Origin of the sequence: Sphingobacterium multivorum, from assembly GCF_900457465.1 — a bacterium.
GTDB classification, from domain to species: Bacteria; Bacteroidota; Bacteroidia; order Sphingobacteriales; family Sphingobacteriaceae; genus Sphingobacterium; species Sphingobacterium multivorum.
Genome location: NZ_UAUU01000005.1, coordinates 132,953 through 148,349 on the forward strand (window position 1 = coordinate 132,953; position 15,397 = coordinate 148,349).

16 protein-coding genes and 1 pseudogene are annotated in these 15,397 nt (G+C 41.1%); 5 read left to right on the forward strand and 12 right to left on the reverse strand.

The genetic code is table 11. From position 1 onward, the window contains the following. Position 1: 1 nt before the first annotated feature. The 4 genes from DTA23_RS30225 to DTA23_RS28675 are packed head-to-tail and all read right to left on the reverse strand — an operon-like array spanning position 2 to position 1,344. On the reverse strand, positions 2-73 hold the full coding sequence (locus DTA23_RS30225; protein ID WP_370445069.1) for a hypothetical protein: 72 nt from the start codon (positions 71-73) through the stop codon (positions 2-4). Positions 74-105: 32 nt separating this feature from the next. Continuing rightward, the gene (locus tag DTA23_RS28665; RefSeq protein WP_256603024.1) at positions 106-564 is read right to left on the reverse strand and encodes an NHL repeat-containing protein; all 459 of its coding nucleotides are present in this window, start codon (positions 562-564) and stop codon (positions 106-108) included. A 4-nt stretch (positions 565-568) separates the two neighbouring features. Then, entirely contained in the window at positions 569-994 is a 426-nt protein-coding gene (locus DTA23_RS28670) for a hypothetical protein (RefSeq protein ID WP_256603025.1), read from the reverse strand. Between the two features lie 44 nt (positions 995-1,038). Next, a complete protein-coding gene (locus DTA23_RS28675; RefSeq protein ID WP_256603027.1) occupies positions 1,039-1,344 on the reverse strand; it encodes an IPT/TIG domain-containing protein in 306 nt (101 codons plus the stop codon). A 1,241-nt stretch (positions 1,345-2,585) separates the two neighbouring features. On the opposite strand from DTA23_RS28675, the gene DTA23_RS07020 reads away from it, so the two are divergent. From DTA23_RS07020 to DTA23_RS07025, 3 genes are all read left to right on the forward strand, one after another. Then, positions 2,586-3,602 (forward strand): helix-turn-helix domain-containing protein, encoded by a 1,017-nt coding sequence (locus DTA23_RS07020; RefSeq protein WP_070567275.1) that lies wholly within the window; start codon positions 2,586-2,588, stop codon positions 3,600-3,602. Between the two features lie 287 nt (positions 3,603-3,889). Next, a complete protein-coding gene (locus tag DTA23_RS26890; RefSeq protein ID WP_139145028.1) occupies positions 3,890-4,123 on the forward strand; it encodes a hypothetical protein in 234 nt (77 codons plus the stop codon). A 123-nt stretch (positions 4,124-4,246) separates the two neighbouring features. After that, on the forward strand, positions 4,247-4,609 hold the full coding sequence (locus DTA23_RS07025) for a hypothetical protein (RefSeq protein ID WP_070567277.1): 363 nt from the start codon (positions 4,247-4,249) through the stop codon (positions 4,607-4,609). 57 nt (positions 4,610-4,666) lie between these two features. Here DTA23_RS07025 and DTA23_RS07030 read toward each other — a convergent pair whose 3' ends face one another. From DTA23_RS07030 to DTA23_RS07040, 3 genes are read right to left on the reverse strand one after another with little or no spacing between them, the layout of a single operon-like run. After that, the gene (locus DTA23_RS07030; RefSeq protein WP_070567280.1) at positions 4,667-6,037 is read right to left on the reverse strand and encodes a RagB/SusD family nutrient uptake outer membrane protein; all 1,371 of its coding nucleotides are present in this window, start codon (positions 6,035-6,037) and stop codon (positions 4,667-4,669) included. A 15-nt stretch (positions 6,038-6,052) separates the two neighbouring features. Further along, positions 6,053-9,262 (reverse strand): SusC/RagA family TonB-linked outer membrane protein, encoded by a 3,210-nt coding sequence (locus DTA23_RS07035; RefSeq protein WP_172462340.1) that lies wholly within the window; start codon positions 9,260-9,262, stop codon positions 6,053-6,055. Continuing rightward, positions 9,259-10,239, reverse strand: coding sequence for a TlpA family protein disulfide reductase (locus DTA23_RS07040; RefSeq protein WP_112374241.1), 981 nt, complete (start codon positions 10,237-10,239; stop codon positions 9,259-9,261). The genes DTA23_RS07035 and DTA23_RS07040 overlap by 4 nt, the downstream gene beginning before the upstream one ends. A gap of 1,151 nt (positions 10,240-11,390) precedes the next feature. On the opposite strand from DTA23_RS07040, the gene DTA23_RS07045 reads away from it, so the two are divergent. Continuing rightward, complete coding sequence (locus tag DTA23_RS07045) at positions 11,391-11,663, forward strand: helix-turn-helix transcriptional regulator (RefSeq protein WP_070567287.1); 273 nt, start codon at positions 11,391-11,393, stop codon at positions 11,661-11,663. 446 nt (positions 11,664-12,109) lie between these two features. Here DTA23_RS07045 and DTA23_RS07055 read toward each other — a convergent pair whose 3' ends face one another. Both DTA23_RS07055 and DTA23_RS07060 read right to left on the reverse strand, forming a co-directional pair. Beyond that, positions 12,110-12,340, reverse strand: a complete 231-nt coding sequence (locus DTA23_RS07055; RefSeq protein ID WP_112374242.1) for a hypothetical protein — start codon at positions 12,338-12,340, stop codon at positions 12,110-12,112. A 48-nt stretch (positions 12,341-12,388) separates the two neighbouring features. Continuing rightward, the gene (locus DTA23_RS07060) at positions 12,389-12,970 is read right to left on the reverse strand and encodes a PD-(D/E)XK nuclease family transposase (protein WP_112374243.1); all 582 of its coding nucleotides are present in this window, start codon (positions 12,968-12,970) and stop codon (positions 12,389-12,391) included. 174 nt (positions 12,971-13,144) lie between these two features. On the opposite strand from DTA23_RS07060, the gene DTA23_RS07065 reads away from it, so the two are divergent. After that, on the forward strand, positions 13,145-14,344 hold the full coding sequence (locus tag DTA23_RS07065; protein WP_239468720.1) for a hypothetical protein: 1,200 nt from the start codon (positions 13,145-13,147) through the stop codon (positions 14,342-14,344). Positions 14,345-14,487: 143 nt separating this feature from the next. On the opposite strand, the gene DTA23_RS07070 is transcribed toward DTA23_RS07065, so the two are convergent. The 3 genes and pseudogenes from DTA23_RS07070 to DTA23_RS07080 form a co-directional block, all read right to left on the reverse strand. After that, complete coding sequence (locus DTA23_RS07070) at positions 14,488-14,988, reverse strand: hypothetical protein (protein WP_112374244.1); 501 nt, start codon at positions 14,986-14,988, stop codon at positions 14,488-14,490. 3 nt (positions 14,989-14,991) lie between these two features. Beyond that, the gene (locus DTA23_RS07075; protein WP_112374245.1) at positions 14,992-15,183 is read right to left on the reverse strand and encodes a hypothetical protein; all 192 of its coding nucleotides are present in this window, start codon (positions 15,181-15,183) and stop codon (positions 14,992-14,994) included. A gap of 58 nt (positions 15,184-15,241) precedes the next feature. Further along, positions 15,242-15,361, reverse strand: a pseudogene (locus tag DTA23_RS07080) (IS3 family transposase); the annotation flags it as partial. Between the last annotated feature and the right edge of the window lie 36 nt (positions 15,362-15,397).

Consider the following 15,397-nt stretch of genomic DNA (forward strand, 5'->3'; position numbering starts at 1 on the left):
ATTATTCGATAACTAATTTACGGATGCGCGCATTGCTCCAATCGGCGATATAGATATCGCCCTGATCATTCACCGCAACTCCCCAAGGTTGGTTGAACTGCGACTCTACAGGCCCACCGTCTTTATAACAGCTTTAGTCGGTTGTCCGGCAACAGTAGAAACAATTCCATCAGCCGATAGCATACGGATACAGTGATTACCATAATCGGCAATAAACATATTTCCGGTCTTGTCAAATTTGATATCCTTTGGATAATTGAAAATTGCATCTTTAACGGGGCCGTCGCGAAATCCCGACCCACCCGGTGCATTGATACGTTTGAAGCCTTCGTTGATATGTTCAGGACGTAGGTCTAATACAGAAATTCCTTGTGCAAACGTGTTCGGGCTAGCGTTTGAGTGTAACGTAATATACAACTCCCAAGGTTTTGCTGGATTAATAGCCTGTCCATATTGTGAACCATAAGGCCCTTTGTGCACGATCGTCGCAGCATATGTCACCGGATCTATTTTAGCGATATGACCATCACGGAAGCGTGTATATAAATGGCCATCGTAGGGCAAAAAGTCACAAAGTTGGCATATCTATCCGCCTGAACAATTTTGCCGTAATCAGCTGCTGAGAACTGTGCATTCCGCTGGCGAAGTGTCCAAGCTTCTCTTGGATCAAAGGAAAAAAAAACACTCCGCAACCGACTCGTGCGAAACTGTCATAATACCTGTTTCCCGATCCACTGTCACCCCGTTGGCATAAGGGTTTGGTGAGGATGCAGCTGAATATAAAGGGGTAAACGATATTTTCCTTTTCGTTGATACGCGCTATCCCAAATGATCCACCATCACGCCAGGTCATAAATAGGTTGCCTTGCGCGTCCATATCTAGGTATTTGCCATAGACATGTGCCTGATCGAGTGTACCTGCTAAAAAGTCCTTATCCCTGTACCGGTAACTGTACTGACCTGCGCCTGATATGATAAGTAAATGATTTATCATAAATCAATGAATCTTTACCGATGACAACCGAAATTTTGGGATCATCACCAGGAAGACGTGGCACAATAGCATAAAATACGTTCTCCACTTGAGGAGACTACTGCAGCCCGTGCATTATTAAAATACACTTTGATCTTATTTGGATCGGATCCAAAGTTTTGACCATCTAATAAGATTTTATCCTTAGCTCCGCCTTCTGCAGGATAGAAAGAAGAGAGCACGACCGGTTTATTGGGATCATGCTCACCTTGCCTTGTTGCAACATCTTCTTTACAATAAGAAAAAAACAGCAACGATAACAAAGAGAATGTTAATTGATTATATTTTTCATAATAATTTTGGTTAAACAAATCTATAACTGGTTCTGACTTGAGATCGAATACAATTCAGAAAAACAAACAAAACAAATATTTCAAAACAAACAAAACAAATGTATTTCTTAAAAATTGAAAGAATAAGAAATAAACAACACAAGTTAAAAACAGGTATAAGATTTAGATTAAACGCTGCAAAACTAACAAACAAGACCACAAAAACTACCATAACAATGATTACCATATTGTTAACATTGTTTTAATTTAAAAATAAGTAGTTAGTTTCATATTTAAGAAAAAAAAAACAAAAAGAAACATCACCAAAAACAAACGAAACAACATTATTGTAACATCTCAATTCACAGTTTACGCAGATACTAAGACAAACCGTGGTGTTTTCTTTCACTTCCCATATTTTGGGGATTTTTGCGGGACATTAAAAAAACAAAAAAATTGGCAGTTAAATGATGATATCGCAACTAGTTCATCCTTTTTCATAAATCCTTCGTACCTGCCTCGCCCCTTATTCGGAGGCCGCCCGCTTTTCTCCACTGTTTCCCTACTCCTTCCCTACTGATTATGTAGGCAATATGTAGATAATCTGTAGGAAATATGTAGGCGCATTCCGAAGATGGCACGAACCAGACACGAAAAAATGGTGAATAAAGGGGAGAGAAAAAGAGCATAATGATTAGCCAATTTTCGGCCACCATATGGCCGCTTTTCGGCCAAAAAAACCTTCCATATCCTTGAACTGGTAACAGTTAAAAATTCAGGAAAATGAAAAAAAATCTAGCGCCATACAGCCATTGTTCAGTGCGAGCATGTCCTAGTCTTGTCCTAATTTCTCCAAAAGTGTCCTTATTTCGCAAGAGGTGCGAGCATTCCCACTAAAATCCAGTATTATGTATTTTGAAAACTAGTGGGCTAGTACGGAAAATGTACAACTCTTTCTCCAGATTTGGACAACTTTTAACCTTATATACTCGATATATTTGGGATCAATTCAGCAGTGACAGGAAGTAGTGTCGATCAATTGAGAAGTAATGCAGTTGATTTAGGAATTAATTCTACAATATAAAACAATCACAAATTCTATGTTTGAATTCACTCATCCATTAGCTGGGATTTAGGCGTAGTCAATAAATAACAGTCAAACCGAGCTATAAAATAGCAAAAATATATTAAATAAACATGTGCTGGACGGTAGTATTTAGTAAATAAATTATAAATACTTTTCCATACCGTAAAAGTTGAAAAATAAACCACGATCAATTATGAAGAAGACCTTCAAATTTATATTACCAAAAGTAGCTTATTTCGAGGACGAAAAACACCCATTTCTCACCCAATTACCTGGTGCCAAGCGTAATCTATATGAGGATCCTTCTATCCAGCTTGTAGAGGAATACATAGATTACCGGCAGACCATATTATATCGGCTACAGGCCCATGTGCCCACTGATTGTATCGTGCAACTTAAAACAAACAGGCCAGACTTTCACCTGATTTATACCAAGAACGCGACGGACGATATTATCGTTCAAAAACATGGTACCAAAAACGAAATAGTACTTCCCCATAGACATAGTACTTTTACCTACATTCCGCGCAGTAAATTCGATATACTGCTAAAGCCCGGGAATTACCTGGTCTACGGGCTATTGATTGATATCGGCCTGGTGCGGGACATCATCTACCATCACGGCCACTTTCTATCCGAATTAAAAAATGCCAGAAAAAGGGATAAATCCAGTCTTTACCAGACCGCCTTATGGCCGATCAAAGAGCTGACTGATTACCAGCTCAACCGCATTGAAACAATCTTTTTCAACTATAGCAAACAAAACGAAGCAAAGGTTGTCGAGCAGATTTACCAGTTATTTGATATCGCCGAATCAAAACAATTTGCATTCTATGAGAAACTGAGCGAAAGTGAAATACTGGCCAGAAAAGCTAGAACAATGATCCATGATATCGTCAACCAAGGTTTTCAGGAAGTGAATATAAGCCTGATTGCCACTATCCTAAGCGTTTCTGATGCCCACCTGACGCGCTGCCATAAACGCCATTACAGACAGACTCTTTTACAGTATAGGGACGAAATACTCCTTCCGCTGGCAAAAGAAAGATTGCTTTCGACTTATAGTATTGGCGAAGTAGCCAATTTTTGCGGATTTAAATACCCAAGTGGTTTCTCCAAATATTTTGAAAAACGGGTAGGCCTGTATCCCTCCGATTATATTGAACTCCATCGTAATCCCGACAATGACAAAAATGAATACATCATATGATCAAAAATGGATAAATGAATTCACCGAGGCTGCCTTACCTTTGAAATACGCTTAAAGAACGAAAAGCAAAAGAGATGGCAGGCGTACAAGTGCCATGCGATCCCCGTCTTTCCCGACTGGGAGTCCAGCTATCTTCGGTACGTCTGCGAAAGGTTGGGAGGAGATAGCTGGAGCAAAATAAAATAGGGACGCGGGTACAGCGATAAAGTGCAAAACAACACAGAGGGCAGGCCGCACCCAGGATGTGCCGCTGCGCTACAGGTTATGGATAGGTAAAATGAACGAAGATGAAAAGTCTACAAACAGTAAAAACGAAAATCAGCCAGCTAGGCCTGCAGATCAGGTCGGGGCTCCAGTCCTTAGGGATCCTACTGTTTGGGCAGTTTGTCCTTCGATTCAGGTATAGAGCCATTCTTTGGTTCAGCACACTGCGCTATGCTCCTATCTGTCTATCCTTGGCCCTAAAGAGAGTCGCAAGCAAGATGTTGTATCCGCGTAAGTTTGCACTGTTCCCGAGTTAGCTGGCTTCTCGGCTTCCAGGAAGCTGGCCGACCATACAATAGGAACCCTCGATTGCATAACTGTGAGGCAAAACCGATGTGCAAAATGATTACCAACAGAATTTCAAATTAAAACATTACACCATGATAACGTTAAAATCAAAAATCATAGCTGGATTTACAGCATTAATACTATTATTCGGAGCTTTCTATATTGTGAGAGCGAACCAGAACAAAACGGAGCCTACTGTAGCACCAAAGATGCTTGCAACGCAATGGTTTGAATTTATCGGGTCTTCATCGGATTCCCCGACCGATCCAACTAAGTATCGGCTCATAGAAGAAGATGAACCGATGCCGACCTGTAACCCAGGGGATCAGGTATGTGCACTACGGGCACCTGTAGATTTAAACGGGCAGCCCGATATAGACAGCACATTGCAGAATGAAATACAGACTGCGACTTCAAACGAGCAACATTCGGCAAACGTACGGGTGAGGGAATAATCTGACTACTCCTGAAAAAGAGAGGAAAGACTGATTGTTTTTCCTCTCTTTTTACTGTCAATTCTGAGTGAGCGACCCATTATCAATCACTTCATCAGGTAGTTTATACAGATACCTGACCACATCGGACGGCTTCATTGTATATGTTTTCCCTTCGGCGGTCCTGGTCATTGTTTCCACCTGTTCACCGAGTAGGATATACCTTCTGATATCTGACCACCGCTGTCCCCTAAATATCAGTTCCCTTTGACGTTCCTTTTTTATGTATTCCAGTGCCCTCCTTTGGTCTGTAAACACTACGGGTTTAAAGTCATCTGTGGAAAAACGCCCTGCCCGAACCAAATCGATGTCTTTTGCCGCATCGTTCAGCCTGTTTTGGCGGATATTCGCCTCCGCACGGATAAGGTACATTTCGGCCGTCGTTGTCCCGCAAAATAACTGGGAGGAATTTAAACCATTATAATTTCCCTTAAAGAGGATTTCCCCGAGGTTGTTCAGGGAGAAAAATGCCACTTTCCTCAGATCCCCCTTTTCATAATTGTCATATTCAAGCATGTTTACCCGTCTCCTTGAAGGCGCAAGGGCTACGCCGCCGTTCATGGCTACGTCGAAAATCACTTCCTTATTCCATTTGGAAAAAGGAAGACTCGCGGTAGCGGTTATTTCCGTTCCATAGTCCATAACTTCTGACCGGATCATCAGGGCGGAATCCGCGTACCGTCCAGCAGTTTCAAATTCGGACATGACCAGGTATATTCTGGCCAGTTCTGCATAGGATGCCGCTTTTGAAGGTCTTGTCGGGATATCGGTTCTGTCCGGCAATAACCCAATGGATGTTTTCAGGTCAGTGATGATAAAATCATAGCATTGACGGACAGTACTTCTTGAGATCTGTTCATCCAGGGATGGCTCAGTCCGTAAGACCACTCCAAGCTGGGCATTGCTCCCCGAAGGATCATAAGGAAGGGAAAATACCTGCAGCAGGTTGAAGAGCTGGTGCGCCCTATAAAAAAGGGCTGCCCCCCGAAGCGTATTCACCTCCGCTTCATCACTGGTGGCCGTTTTTATAGAAGGCAGGTATTTTAGTACCGTATTGGCATACAAGATCGCCTGATAGGGGCCGGTCCATTGGCTGGCCACGGGACTATACGGTTGCCAGAGATAAAGCAGCCTATCTCTTTCGTTGGTCATTCCTGCCCACGAAGTTTCATTTAGGTAGTAACTGTCACAGGCTGTTTCCCCAAGGCCTGTTGTGGCAAAGTTCATTACCACCTCGCTGTTGCCAAGCAGGCCCCGCAGGTCCTGCAGGCTGCTGGGAATGGAGAAACTGTCATCAGGTTTTAAGTCAAGATATCGGGAGCAGCCTGAGAGGACGCATGCTACAAGGCTAATAATTGCGCCACTTTTTAAAAATTTAAGTTTTTTCATTGTTTTCTACGTGTTTTAAAATCCAATCTTAAACCCTCCCGTTAGTGTCAGCGGAGGTGCTATCGCACCGTTGGATACGGGGTCTATCCCTTCTTTGTTCGCTGTCCAGATCAGCCCCATATTTGTACCCATGAGAAATAGTTCCAATGACCTTATCCGCTGTCTTGCGATGTTGGAGAAACGGTAGGAAAGCCTGATATCCTGTAGCCGGATATGGTCTCCCCGCCTGACAAGAACTTCGCTGAGGCTATAGAAAGTTTCCCGGTCTGTATTCAGGGGATAGTACATTGCTGGTACATCGGTGTGCAGTTCATCACCTGTCTTTTTCCATCGTATGGAAATATCTGAATGCCCTGACCAGTTGCTGAAAAAGGAAGAATAGTTGATGCTGTTCTTTCTGAAAAAGTAAACAAATTGCCCTAAGACGGTGAATGCAAACTCCAGGTTCCTGTAGCCTATCCTGTTCCGGTAGGATGCCGTTAGCCGGGGTACACTTGAGCCATGATATACCAGATCATCCAGATCCGTGTTTCTGATTATATTTTGATAATTGATCGAAGGTTCTCCATTTTCGAATCCCCTTGGAGCTCCCTGATCAGCTGTTAATCCGTCCCAGCGGAAGCTGGTCAGCATATTTCGGTCCTTTCCCACAAAATACCCGGCATACATCGCCTGATTGGTCACAGCCAATATCCTACCATGATATTTTTCCAGGGTGGTCCTGTTGTACCCGGTCCGTAATACCCCGTTCCATGACCAGTTGCGGCTGCTTATAGCCGTCGAGACGGTGAGGTCTAATCCCTGGCCTTTGAGTTCCGCGGAATTCATTGTCACGGAGGAGGTACCCAGTGTTGGATCGACAAGAGCGAAACCGATCAGGTCGAGCGATTTCTTTCTGTAATAATCAAATGTAAAATCCAGTCTTTTATTCCACATTTTCCATTCTATGCCTGCATTGAAAGTTTGAACTCTCTCCCAGCGCAGCCCCGGATTCTGCAAGGACAGGATATTGGTAAACGGCTGGTTCGAATAAAAATCCAGATAATTGGCCTGTTGGAGTACAAGTTCAGCAGGGATACTTGCATCCACATTTCCGCTATAGCCGAAGGAAGAACGTATTTTAAGATAATTCACCGCATCGGAATGATAGAATGGTTCCCCCGATATTTCCCATCCACCGCCCAGGGACCAAAGCGGGGACCATTTATTTCTTGTGTCCACGCCGAATATATTGGAGGCATCGCTTCTGGCACTGGCAGACAGAAAATACCGGTCGGCAAAGCTGTAATTTACAGTTGAGTAGATGGATACATATCTATTTGCCGTTCTTCCTGTCCCCAGCCCATTTGGTATATAACCTTTACCGCCGATGGCGGGGAACAGGGGATATGTGTTGGCAAAATCGACTGGCGAAAAAGTATTCCTGTCTGCCTGGACCCCATAAGTTCGGTAGGATGAATTGCTGTTATTGATTTCCCTTACCTCGGCCCCGGCTATCCCCTGAAGGCGGTGCCCCCTGCCCAGCTGCCTGTCGATGTCCAGCTGGGTCCGGAGGGAATAGCCCCATAGTTTGGCATTGCTTCTGTCCTGTATGCCACCATCAGGTATCCCATAGGTCGTCTTGCCTCCGTTTATGGCTGTAAAGCGGTTGTACAGGTTCCGGGTATAATAACTGTTTTCTTCCAGTAATGACGAGGATTCTGTTAGGGCACGGTTCAGCTGCGACTGAAGGGTGAACCGTAGGCCTTTAGCTAAGTCGTAACCCAGATCAAGCCCCGCGACAATCTGCTGATTTTCTGACCTGCTACCGGTTCTTTCGAGCTCATCCAGGGGGACAAAATTCCAATTCCTGGATACCAGCCCCTGATTTTGGTCGATAAACGTTCTGTCATAGTCCGTGTAGAGTATGTCATTAACCCCGTCGCTGTTTTTCAATTGTGCATATGGATAGAGTTCTTTGTTGTTGACCTTGATGTGGCCGTAGCCTACCATATTGGAAGTGTTATACATGGTGCCCGTGATCCTGCTAAAAGAAAGGTCTGTCGAAAGGGTCAGTTTTGATACCGGCCTGTAGGTCTGGCTAAATCTGGCCGTGATCCTATCCTGGCCGTTTGTTGGCATACTATAGGTATTTTTATTGTAACCGAGCGAAAAAGAATAGCTTACCTTATCCACGCCTCCACGCAGGCCTATGGAAGAGCTGCTTTCAATAGCATTTCTGTAAACAAAGTTCAGAAAATCATTTCTTACGTCAATTCCCCGCAGTACTCCTAATCGTTCCTCGAGCTCCTTTTCGCTGATTTCCTGTTTCTGTTGCTGAATGAGAAGCTTTACGACTGGCGTGATCACCGGCTTTTTGCTGTCATTGATCTGTGTACCATAAAAACCTTTTTCAAAAAGAAACCTCTCCATGTCAATAAAATCACTGGACGAGGCGGTCTGGCGCGAGAACAGGTCCGGTTTTCTCGAAACCATCAAGCTGGAGGAAACATCTACGAAAAGAGGCTGGTTCAGTTTGCCTTTTTTTGTTGTGATGACCAGTACACCATTTCCGGCCCGTACACCCCAGATTGAGGCGGCGGCAGCGTCCTTTAGCACGGTAACTGTTTCTATATCCTGGGGATTGATATTTTCAAGCGTGCCCTCAAAAGGGAAGTTATCCACAACGATCAGGGGAAAGGTCTGGCCTATAAGGCTGGACTGTCCCCTAATGGTGAGGTTGGGCTGTTGCGCCGCTCCATTAAAATTATAGCCGGTCCTATCCGTATAGGCACCTGAAATAAGACCATCTATCCTGTCAAGTAGGTTTCCCGATGTATTATACTGTATTTCTCGCTCGCTGATCGTTGCTACGGAGCCGGTAGAAGCCCTTCTGTCAATACGCTGATATCCGGTGTTGATCTTCACTTCCTCCAGCGTGTTTGACCTTGGGAGCAATTCAACAGAAATATATTGCGCGTTTCCCAATAAAATCGGTCGGGATACCGGTACATATTGCACATCCCTGATCAGGATCGTGTCTTGGCCACGGGCAGTCGGCACAAGGGTAAAATTACCTGTAAGGTCTGATGATGTCGACACATTGTTCCCTTTAAGCATAATGGTTGCGCCCCGGATAGGTCTTCCGTTGGATTTATCCACTATCTTTCCTGAAATTGTGATATTGGTCTGCGCAGATAATGAGCTCCACAATATCAGCAGCAGGAGTGTTGTCCATATTTTCAAAGCAGCCCCCCTTTCTTTTGAGTATTGACCTGTTTTCGGCTTTGGATATTTCCGGCTGCTTTGGAGCTTATTGTTGACCAGTCATCGGCTTGTGCCTTTATTATGTTTTCAACGTCAAGATATTTGGCAGATGTGATTGCCCTGATCTTATTGCCCTTGATCCATACAATATGCGGTACAGACTGTACTCCGAAATAATAGGTCAGAACGAAATCTTCGGCTACAGAGAAGGGCTTGTAGTCCTTGAACCAATATAAAATGGTCTTTGAATGTTCGATTTCGTCGGTAGTTTGCGCAGTAACAGGTATCACGGAAACGGATGCTGGCAGTTCTATTTCTTTTAGCTTTCGCAGTGAATTCAGGCAGCTTCCGCACCAGGTTGCCCAAAAGTCCAGTACAATGAGTTCCTGCTTTCCAAAATCATTCAATGTAATCCTTTGTTTTCCGTCTGGGTGGTTTACAGTCAGTAGGTGGAGCCCCCACAATGCGTCTGGAATGGTATCTCCGATCTGTAATGGCTTGATGCTATTTAGCCCATCCGCCCCGCTGTCTTGGCGGAGCGTCTGAGCAGATAAACCAAACATATAAAACATAAGAGCTAATAAGATAAACGCTCTTATGTTCTTCAATGCCTTAAAAGAAAAATATAAATATTGAAAAACTATAGCTGTAAGCAGAAGCAATCCCCTACCAACTCCTGACCAACTTCGCCCTTTCCGCGGGTTTTCATCGAGTCGGCTGCGGAATTTCAGTGGGTCACACCGATGAAAACCCGATGCCAATTCGAAGCGAATAGCATAAAAGGCAGAAGAAAGGCCGGTATTAACTGGGAAAAAGTCCAAAGCCAGTAGGCGTACTTTTTTCAGCACTCGGCCAGTACCCTTACAATAGGATCTGCTCGAGTATCTGGCCAGTGCTTGGCAGATGTAGGTATTTATATTTATCTTGACTAGCGTCAATAATTTTAACGTATTCATAATTTGTTTGTTATTGGTTATTTCGATAACCGACTGAAAAAATCAGCGATTTTTTTGCTCAATTCCAGTTCTTTTTCTATAAGCTCGTCTGCTTCCGATTACAGCTCAGCTTTAGTAATATCTAGTTTACGATGATTGACGATACAGTATACGATCAACAGACGATACACTGCAATTGCAAACTCCTGCATTTCTTCATCTTTCAAAAGCTGACGCCTTTCTACTCCATCATCAACATAAGCACTCAACAGCACTAGGATATTAGCAGATATCGCATTTAAGGCATACCGATCTCAGAATATTTCGATCTCCTTTATAGAGCCATAATCGACCTTGTGGACATCGTAAATCATCCAATCAAAAGCAAATTGTAGCACCAAAATCCTTTTCATTTTTCAGTTTGTAAATCCGTAACCCAAAGTACATAAGATCCCCTTTCCGATCGAAATCAGCTTTTTTGAGGCCTGATCATACTCAGGTCAGTTTGACAATAATTTAATTAATTCAGTAAGCCAGATCGCGTTTGAATGAGGGGTCACACAGGTAAATATATTGGCGTTACGCGATCAATGACTAAAAGAGACCAAATAGTATTTGGCAGAGCCAGCCGAGCTATTCGGGAGCTGTGATGATGTTTTTTTGTAATTGCTTCCGAAAAACAAAAGCACCGATAAAATCACATTTTTGTAATGTTAATTGGTGCTTTATTTTTTTGATTTTATTTCTCATAATTCGTCAAATTAAAACGAACTCAAAGAAATAGTCAAAAATGGATGACTACTTGCTTGTCGTAGCAGCAGAGGCTCTGGCGGAACCTTTACTCATTACCCTAGGAAATAACTTTCAGTACCATTATTAAAAAATAATGGGTGATGCCAAAGATCAAGCAAGCGCCATCCTACCCTAGGAATATTTTCCAAAGATAGGATAAATTGACGCATTACTCACCCTCCATATCACAATAATCGCCAGATCCTGCTACGAGAGTTCGCTATTAAGTTTAGTTTAATTCCTACTTTTTATTTTTTACCATTAAATTCAGATAATTATATTTAACCACCACAAATATATAAAATCATTTAAATAACTCCAAATAAAACGTATCGTTTTATGGAGTGGTGTTTTACCTACAGCTTCCGTTCTTTTATAGAATGGAACATAAAAACAATAATAATATACTAGTTCTTGATGTTGAACAAAAACTAATTGGCCTGCGTTTCAAGCAAATAAGAAAAACCATGGGCTATTCTAGTCATGAGAACTTTGCTTATGATTACAATCTTGACAGAGCTCAATACGGAAAAATCGAAGCGGGATCGTCCAACATGACACTAAAGGTTTTCATTAAACATCTAAATGCCATTGGTTATTCCTTTCCAGAGTTTTTTAATGAAGATTATGACTCAATAAAATTAGATTCTTAAAAGCAAGGTGAAAATTTATAAAATCATGAATCTTCAATCGTAGTAAGTGTCGCTGGATTCTTATCCAGCACACGGCGTTGATCTGCAAGACGTTGATCTTGATAAAGTCCAGAAATTTACGAATAAAGTAAATGCGGCAGTTGGAAAATTTAAAGACGCTCAAGCTGATCGATTAGGAAAATCATGTTACCAGCGCGGCCCTTTTTTATTCGGGAAAGCTATATTGGCTATAATGTCCACGTAGGCCGGCTGAAAACACCATCTTTTATCATCGATGACCGAAATGTTTAATAATGCTCTTTTTAATGTTATTGAAGATGCAATGCGTTTTTGAAAAACTAAATGAAATCAACATGATACAATCCAAGATTATTCAGACCATCTGTATCAAACGAAAAAGCCATCCTCTAAAGAATGGCTCTATAATATTTTATAAGCAAAAAATCCTATGTCAGCTCCTCCACCTGTTCGACAGTCAGTCTTAAAGCTTTAGCAATATCTTCTACAGCTACAACAATTTTCTTAAATTCTAACGCTGATTTAAGCTTTTCAGCTAATTTCTCAGCTTCGGCTTTGGCACGCTCTTCCAATCGGCCTTTCTCCATACCCTCCTTTTCAGCATACGCAATTGTAGCATTATAGACACGTTTCTGTTCTAAGCTTGATATGTATGACATCTTCTCTTCCAGCGTTAAATTTGCCAGTTCTCCTATAGCAAAACTAAGCTAAATTTCAATACGAAAGAAATTTAGCGATCTCTCATCCGCTTTATACATATTATTAAGTCGGATGAAAATACGCGATAACATTCTTTTATCCAAATACTTAGGTGATCCGTCCAGCTCATCCAGATGCTTCATCAGGTACATCCATTGATCTATGATTGTATCCAACCTGGACAGTGGCTTAATGAAATTGGGCAAGACAAACATCTTATAGCTCAGCTTGGGATAAAGAACTTCTTGGTCAAGTTCATCAAAGATCTTGGCACTGTAATAATATTTCGCCCTGTTCAATGGATCAAGCCGAAACCCCAGTACGGCAATAAAATATACCGGTGGCAGCTCATAATTATTTCCCGCAGTTGCTTTCTTGGTCAAGCGACTAATCGTTCGGGAGGTATAGCTTACCCCACGGTCAAAAATCACTTTCCGATCATACGGCAAATCGCCGTCTTCTTCAACATTGCTGTAACTGAGATCCTCGACCACATGCTCTCCCTCAAGCAGACTATTTAACAAATTGATTAAATTCTCTTTATTTTCCTCCCGTCCAAAATATAGCTTCCAGCCAAAATCAGAAAGCATACTAATGTATTTTGATGTTTTAGTAAAAAACACTCACAAATGAATCATATCCACAATATTTAGTAGAAATAACAGACTTATTGCAATCCCAAAAACATTATTCAATAATCGGTATAAAAAGCAACTACAATTTGTTAAATTTACATTACATTAATGTTATCAATTTGTTAATAATTGAATATCAAAGGATACTATATTGCGTTTTTAACCATTTTATTTTGGTTAACCTACAGTCCAAAACTCGTTAGGGCGCAGCATCATGATTTCGATTTTTATGATGGCAAAGTATCTATTGATATTCCATCGTCCTTTAATATTCCATTCAATGACAGCCTAACAATAGCTCACATACAAAAATTCTATCAAATAGCTGATCAAACTAATTACATACAGCTTATAAATAGCCTACTCGAATACAAAGATGAACATCATCTAAATGATTGGGTATATTATCAGCTGATTCGCCGCACCGCACAACAGATTGCTCCCAAAACGGAAAATTACACCCGCTACACATTATATAAATGGTTTTTAATGTGTAAATCTGGTTATGATGCTCGTTTGGCTGTGGGTAGTAATCAGATCATATTTTTCATTCAGAACAAAGAAGATATCTCTGATATTCCCTTTTTTGAAATTGATGGCAAGAAATACACCTGTTTAAACTTCCATGACTATGGAAAGCTCTTTCAACGCGCAGACACCTATATTCCTGTTAAAATTAAAGTACCAGAAGCTATCGAAGATTTCAGTTACAAAATCACAAAATTACCTGATTTTGTACCCGCAAATTATAAGGAGAAGCAAATTGAGTTCAATTATGGACATAAAGCCTACCATTTTAATGTCAAGTTGAATGAAGATATCAGTGATCTTTTTAAAAACTATCCTGGCGTAGATTTTGAAACTTATTTCAATATTCCACTTAGCAAAGAGACTTATCAATCACTGATTCCTGCGCTCAAGGAAAATTTAAAAGGAAAAAATCAGCAGGAAGGTGTCGATTATTTAATGCGGTTTACGCGATATGCATTCTTATACGAAAATGACGAAGAGAATTTCGGATCCGAAAAGCGCCTTTCTGCAGAACAAACGCTATTGAATAAATACAGTGACTGTGATGACCGTGTTGCCCTGTTTTTTTATCTGGTAAAGGAAATCTACAATCTTCCTATGATCACCCTGCTCTATCCCACTCATGTAACGATGGCCGTCCAATTTGAACATCCTATCGGTGATGCTATTTTGTACAATGGAAAATATTATTCTGTCTGTGAACCTACACCACAAGCGCAAACGCTAGATATAGGTCAATTGTCTGAGGAGCTTAAAAATCAGTCTTATCAAATTGTTTATCACTACGAGCCGAGATAAGCGCGGATTTTTTTTCGGATTAGTGTAAGTCATTTAAAATTCCTTTTCGATATTATCCTAAGAAAAGGAATCGAGTTCTTCAATAATTGCAGAACTCGATTCCTTTAATATTGGTCAGAAATAGCTTCTATATAAAATCAGGTTTAATCAACCATTACAGAAAAGAAAGAGGTCATATCGCTTAAATTTTGATTGCTTACACTTTCAATTTTGATCTGTAAATTATAAAAATTATGTCCTCCTGCAGTATAAAGGTTATTGGGTAAATCAAAACTATATGTTCCCAAATTTGGAATATTATTACCAACCATCTTGACCATTTTTTTATTTTGATACAGATAGACATTTATTGCTTCCGTATTTACGAGATTAAGGTTCCAATTTACACCAACCTTATCATCATTATATAGAGCTATATGTGTATATCTTACAGTATTCGAGGAAATATCATAATAAAGCTTTTGCTCAGGATAGGTAATCCACTTATCCAGTAAAGAATATGGATAAATTGTTTGGGTAGCCAAAATATCATATTGGGAGAAACCGTTCCACAAATTTAAGGCTGTACCGCCGTTCATCACGGACGAACCATCTTGTTGTGGCGTCCCTGTAATTAAGGATGCACCGTCCTGATTTTCATTCATTTGCTACCAATTTGTATGTCTAAATCCCAAACAATGCCCAATTTCGTGGACCATATTATAAATTTTTCCAGATTCGCTCACTTGCTGATTATTATTAAAATCTAAATTTATTCGTACTCTAAAACCTACTTCATCATTTGACGGAAACTCTGCAGCAGCAATAACATTATTTGGAAGAATACCGCCGTCATTCATAAAAATTATCCAATTGTCAGTTGGAGTTCTGGACTTGCAAATAAAATCGCAGTGCTAGTTAAGCAGCTTTTTTAATTTTTTGCTCTTTGTTATTAAATTGCTCAATTGTAAGATTTCCCAATGTGGAGTGACGACGTTCTCGATTATACCAGATTTCTATGTATTCGAATAGTTCTGCTTTCATCCGACCCTTGGTATGTCTTGTCCTGAAATA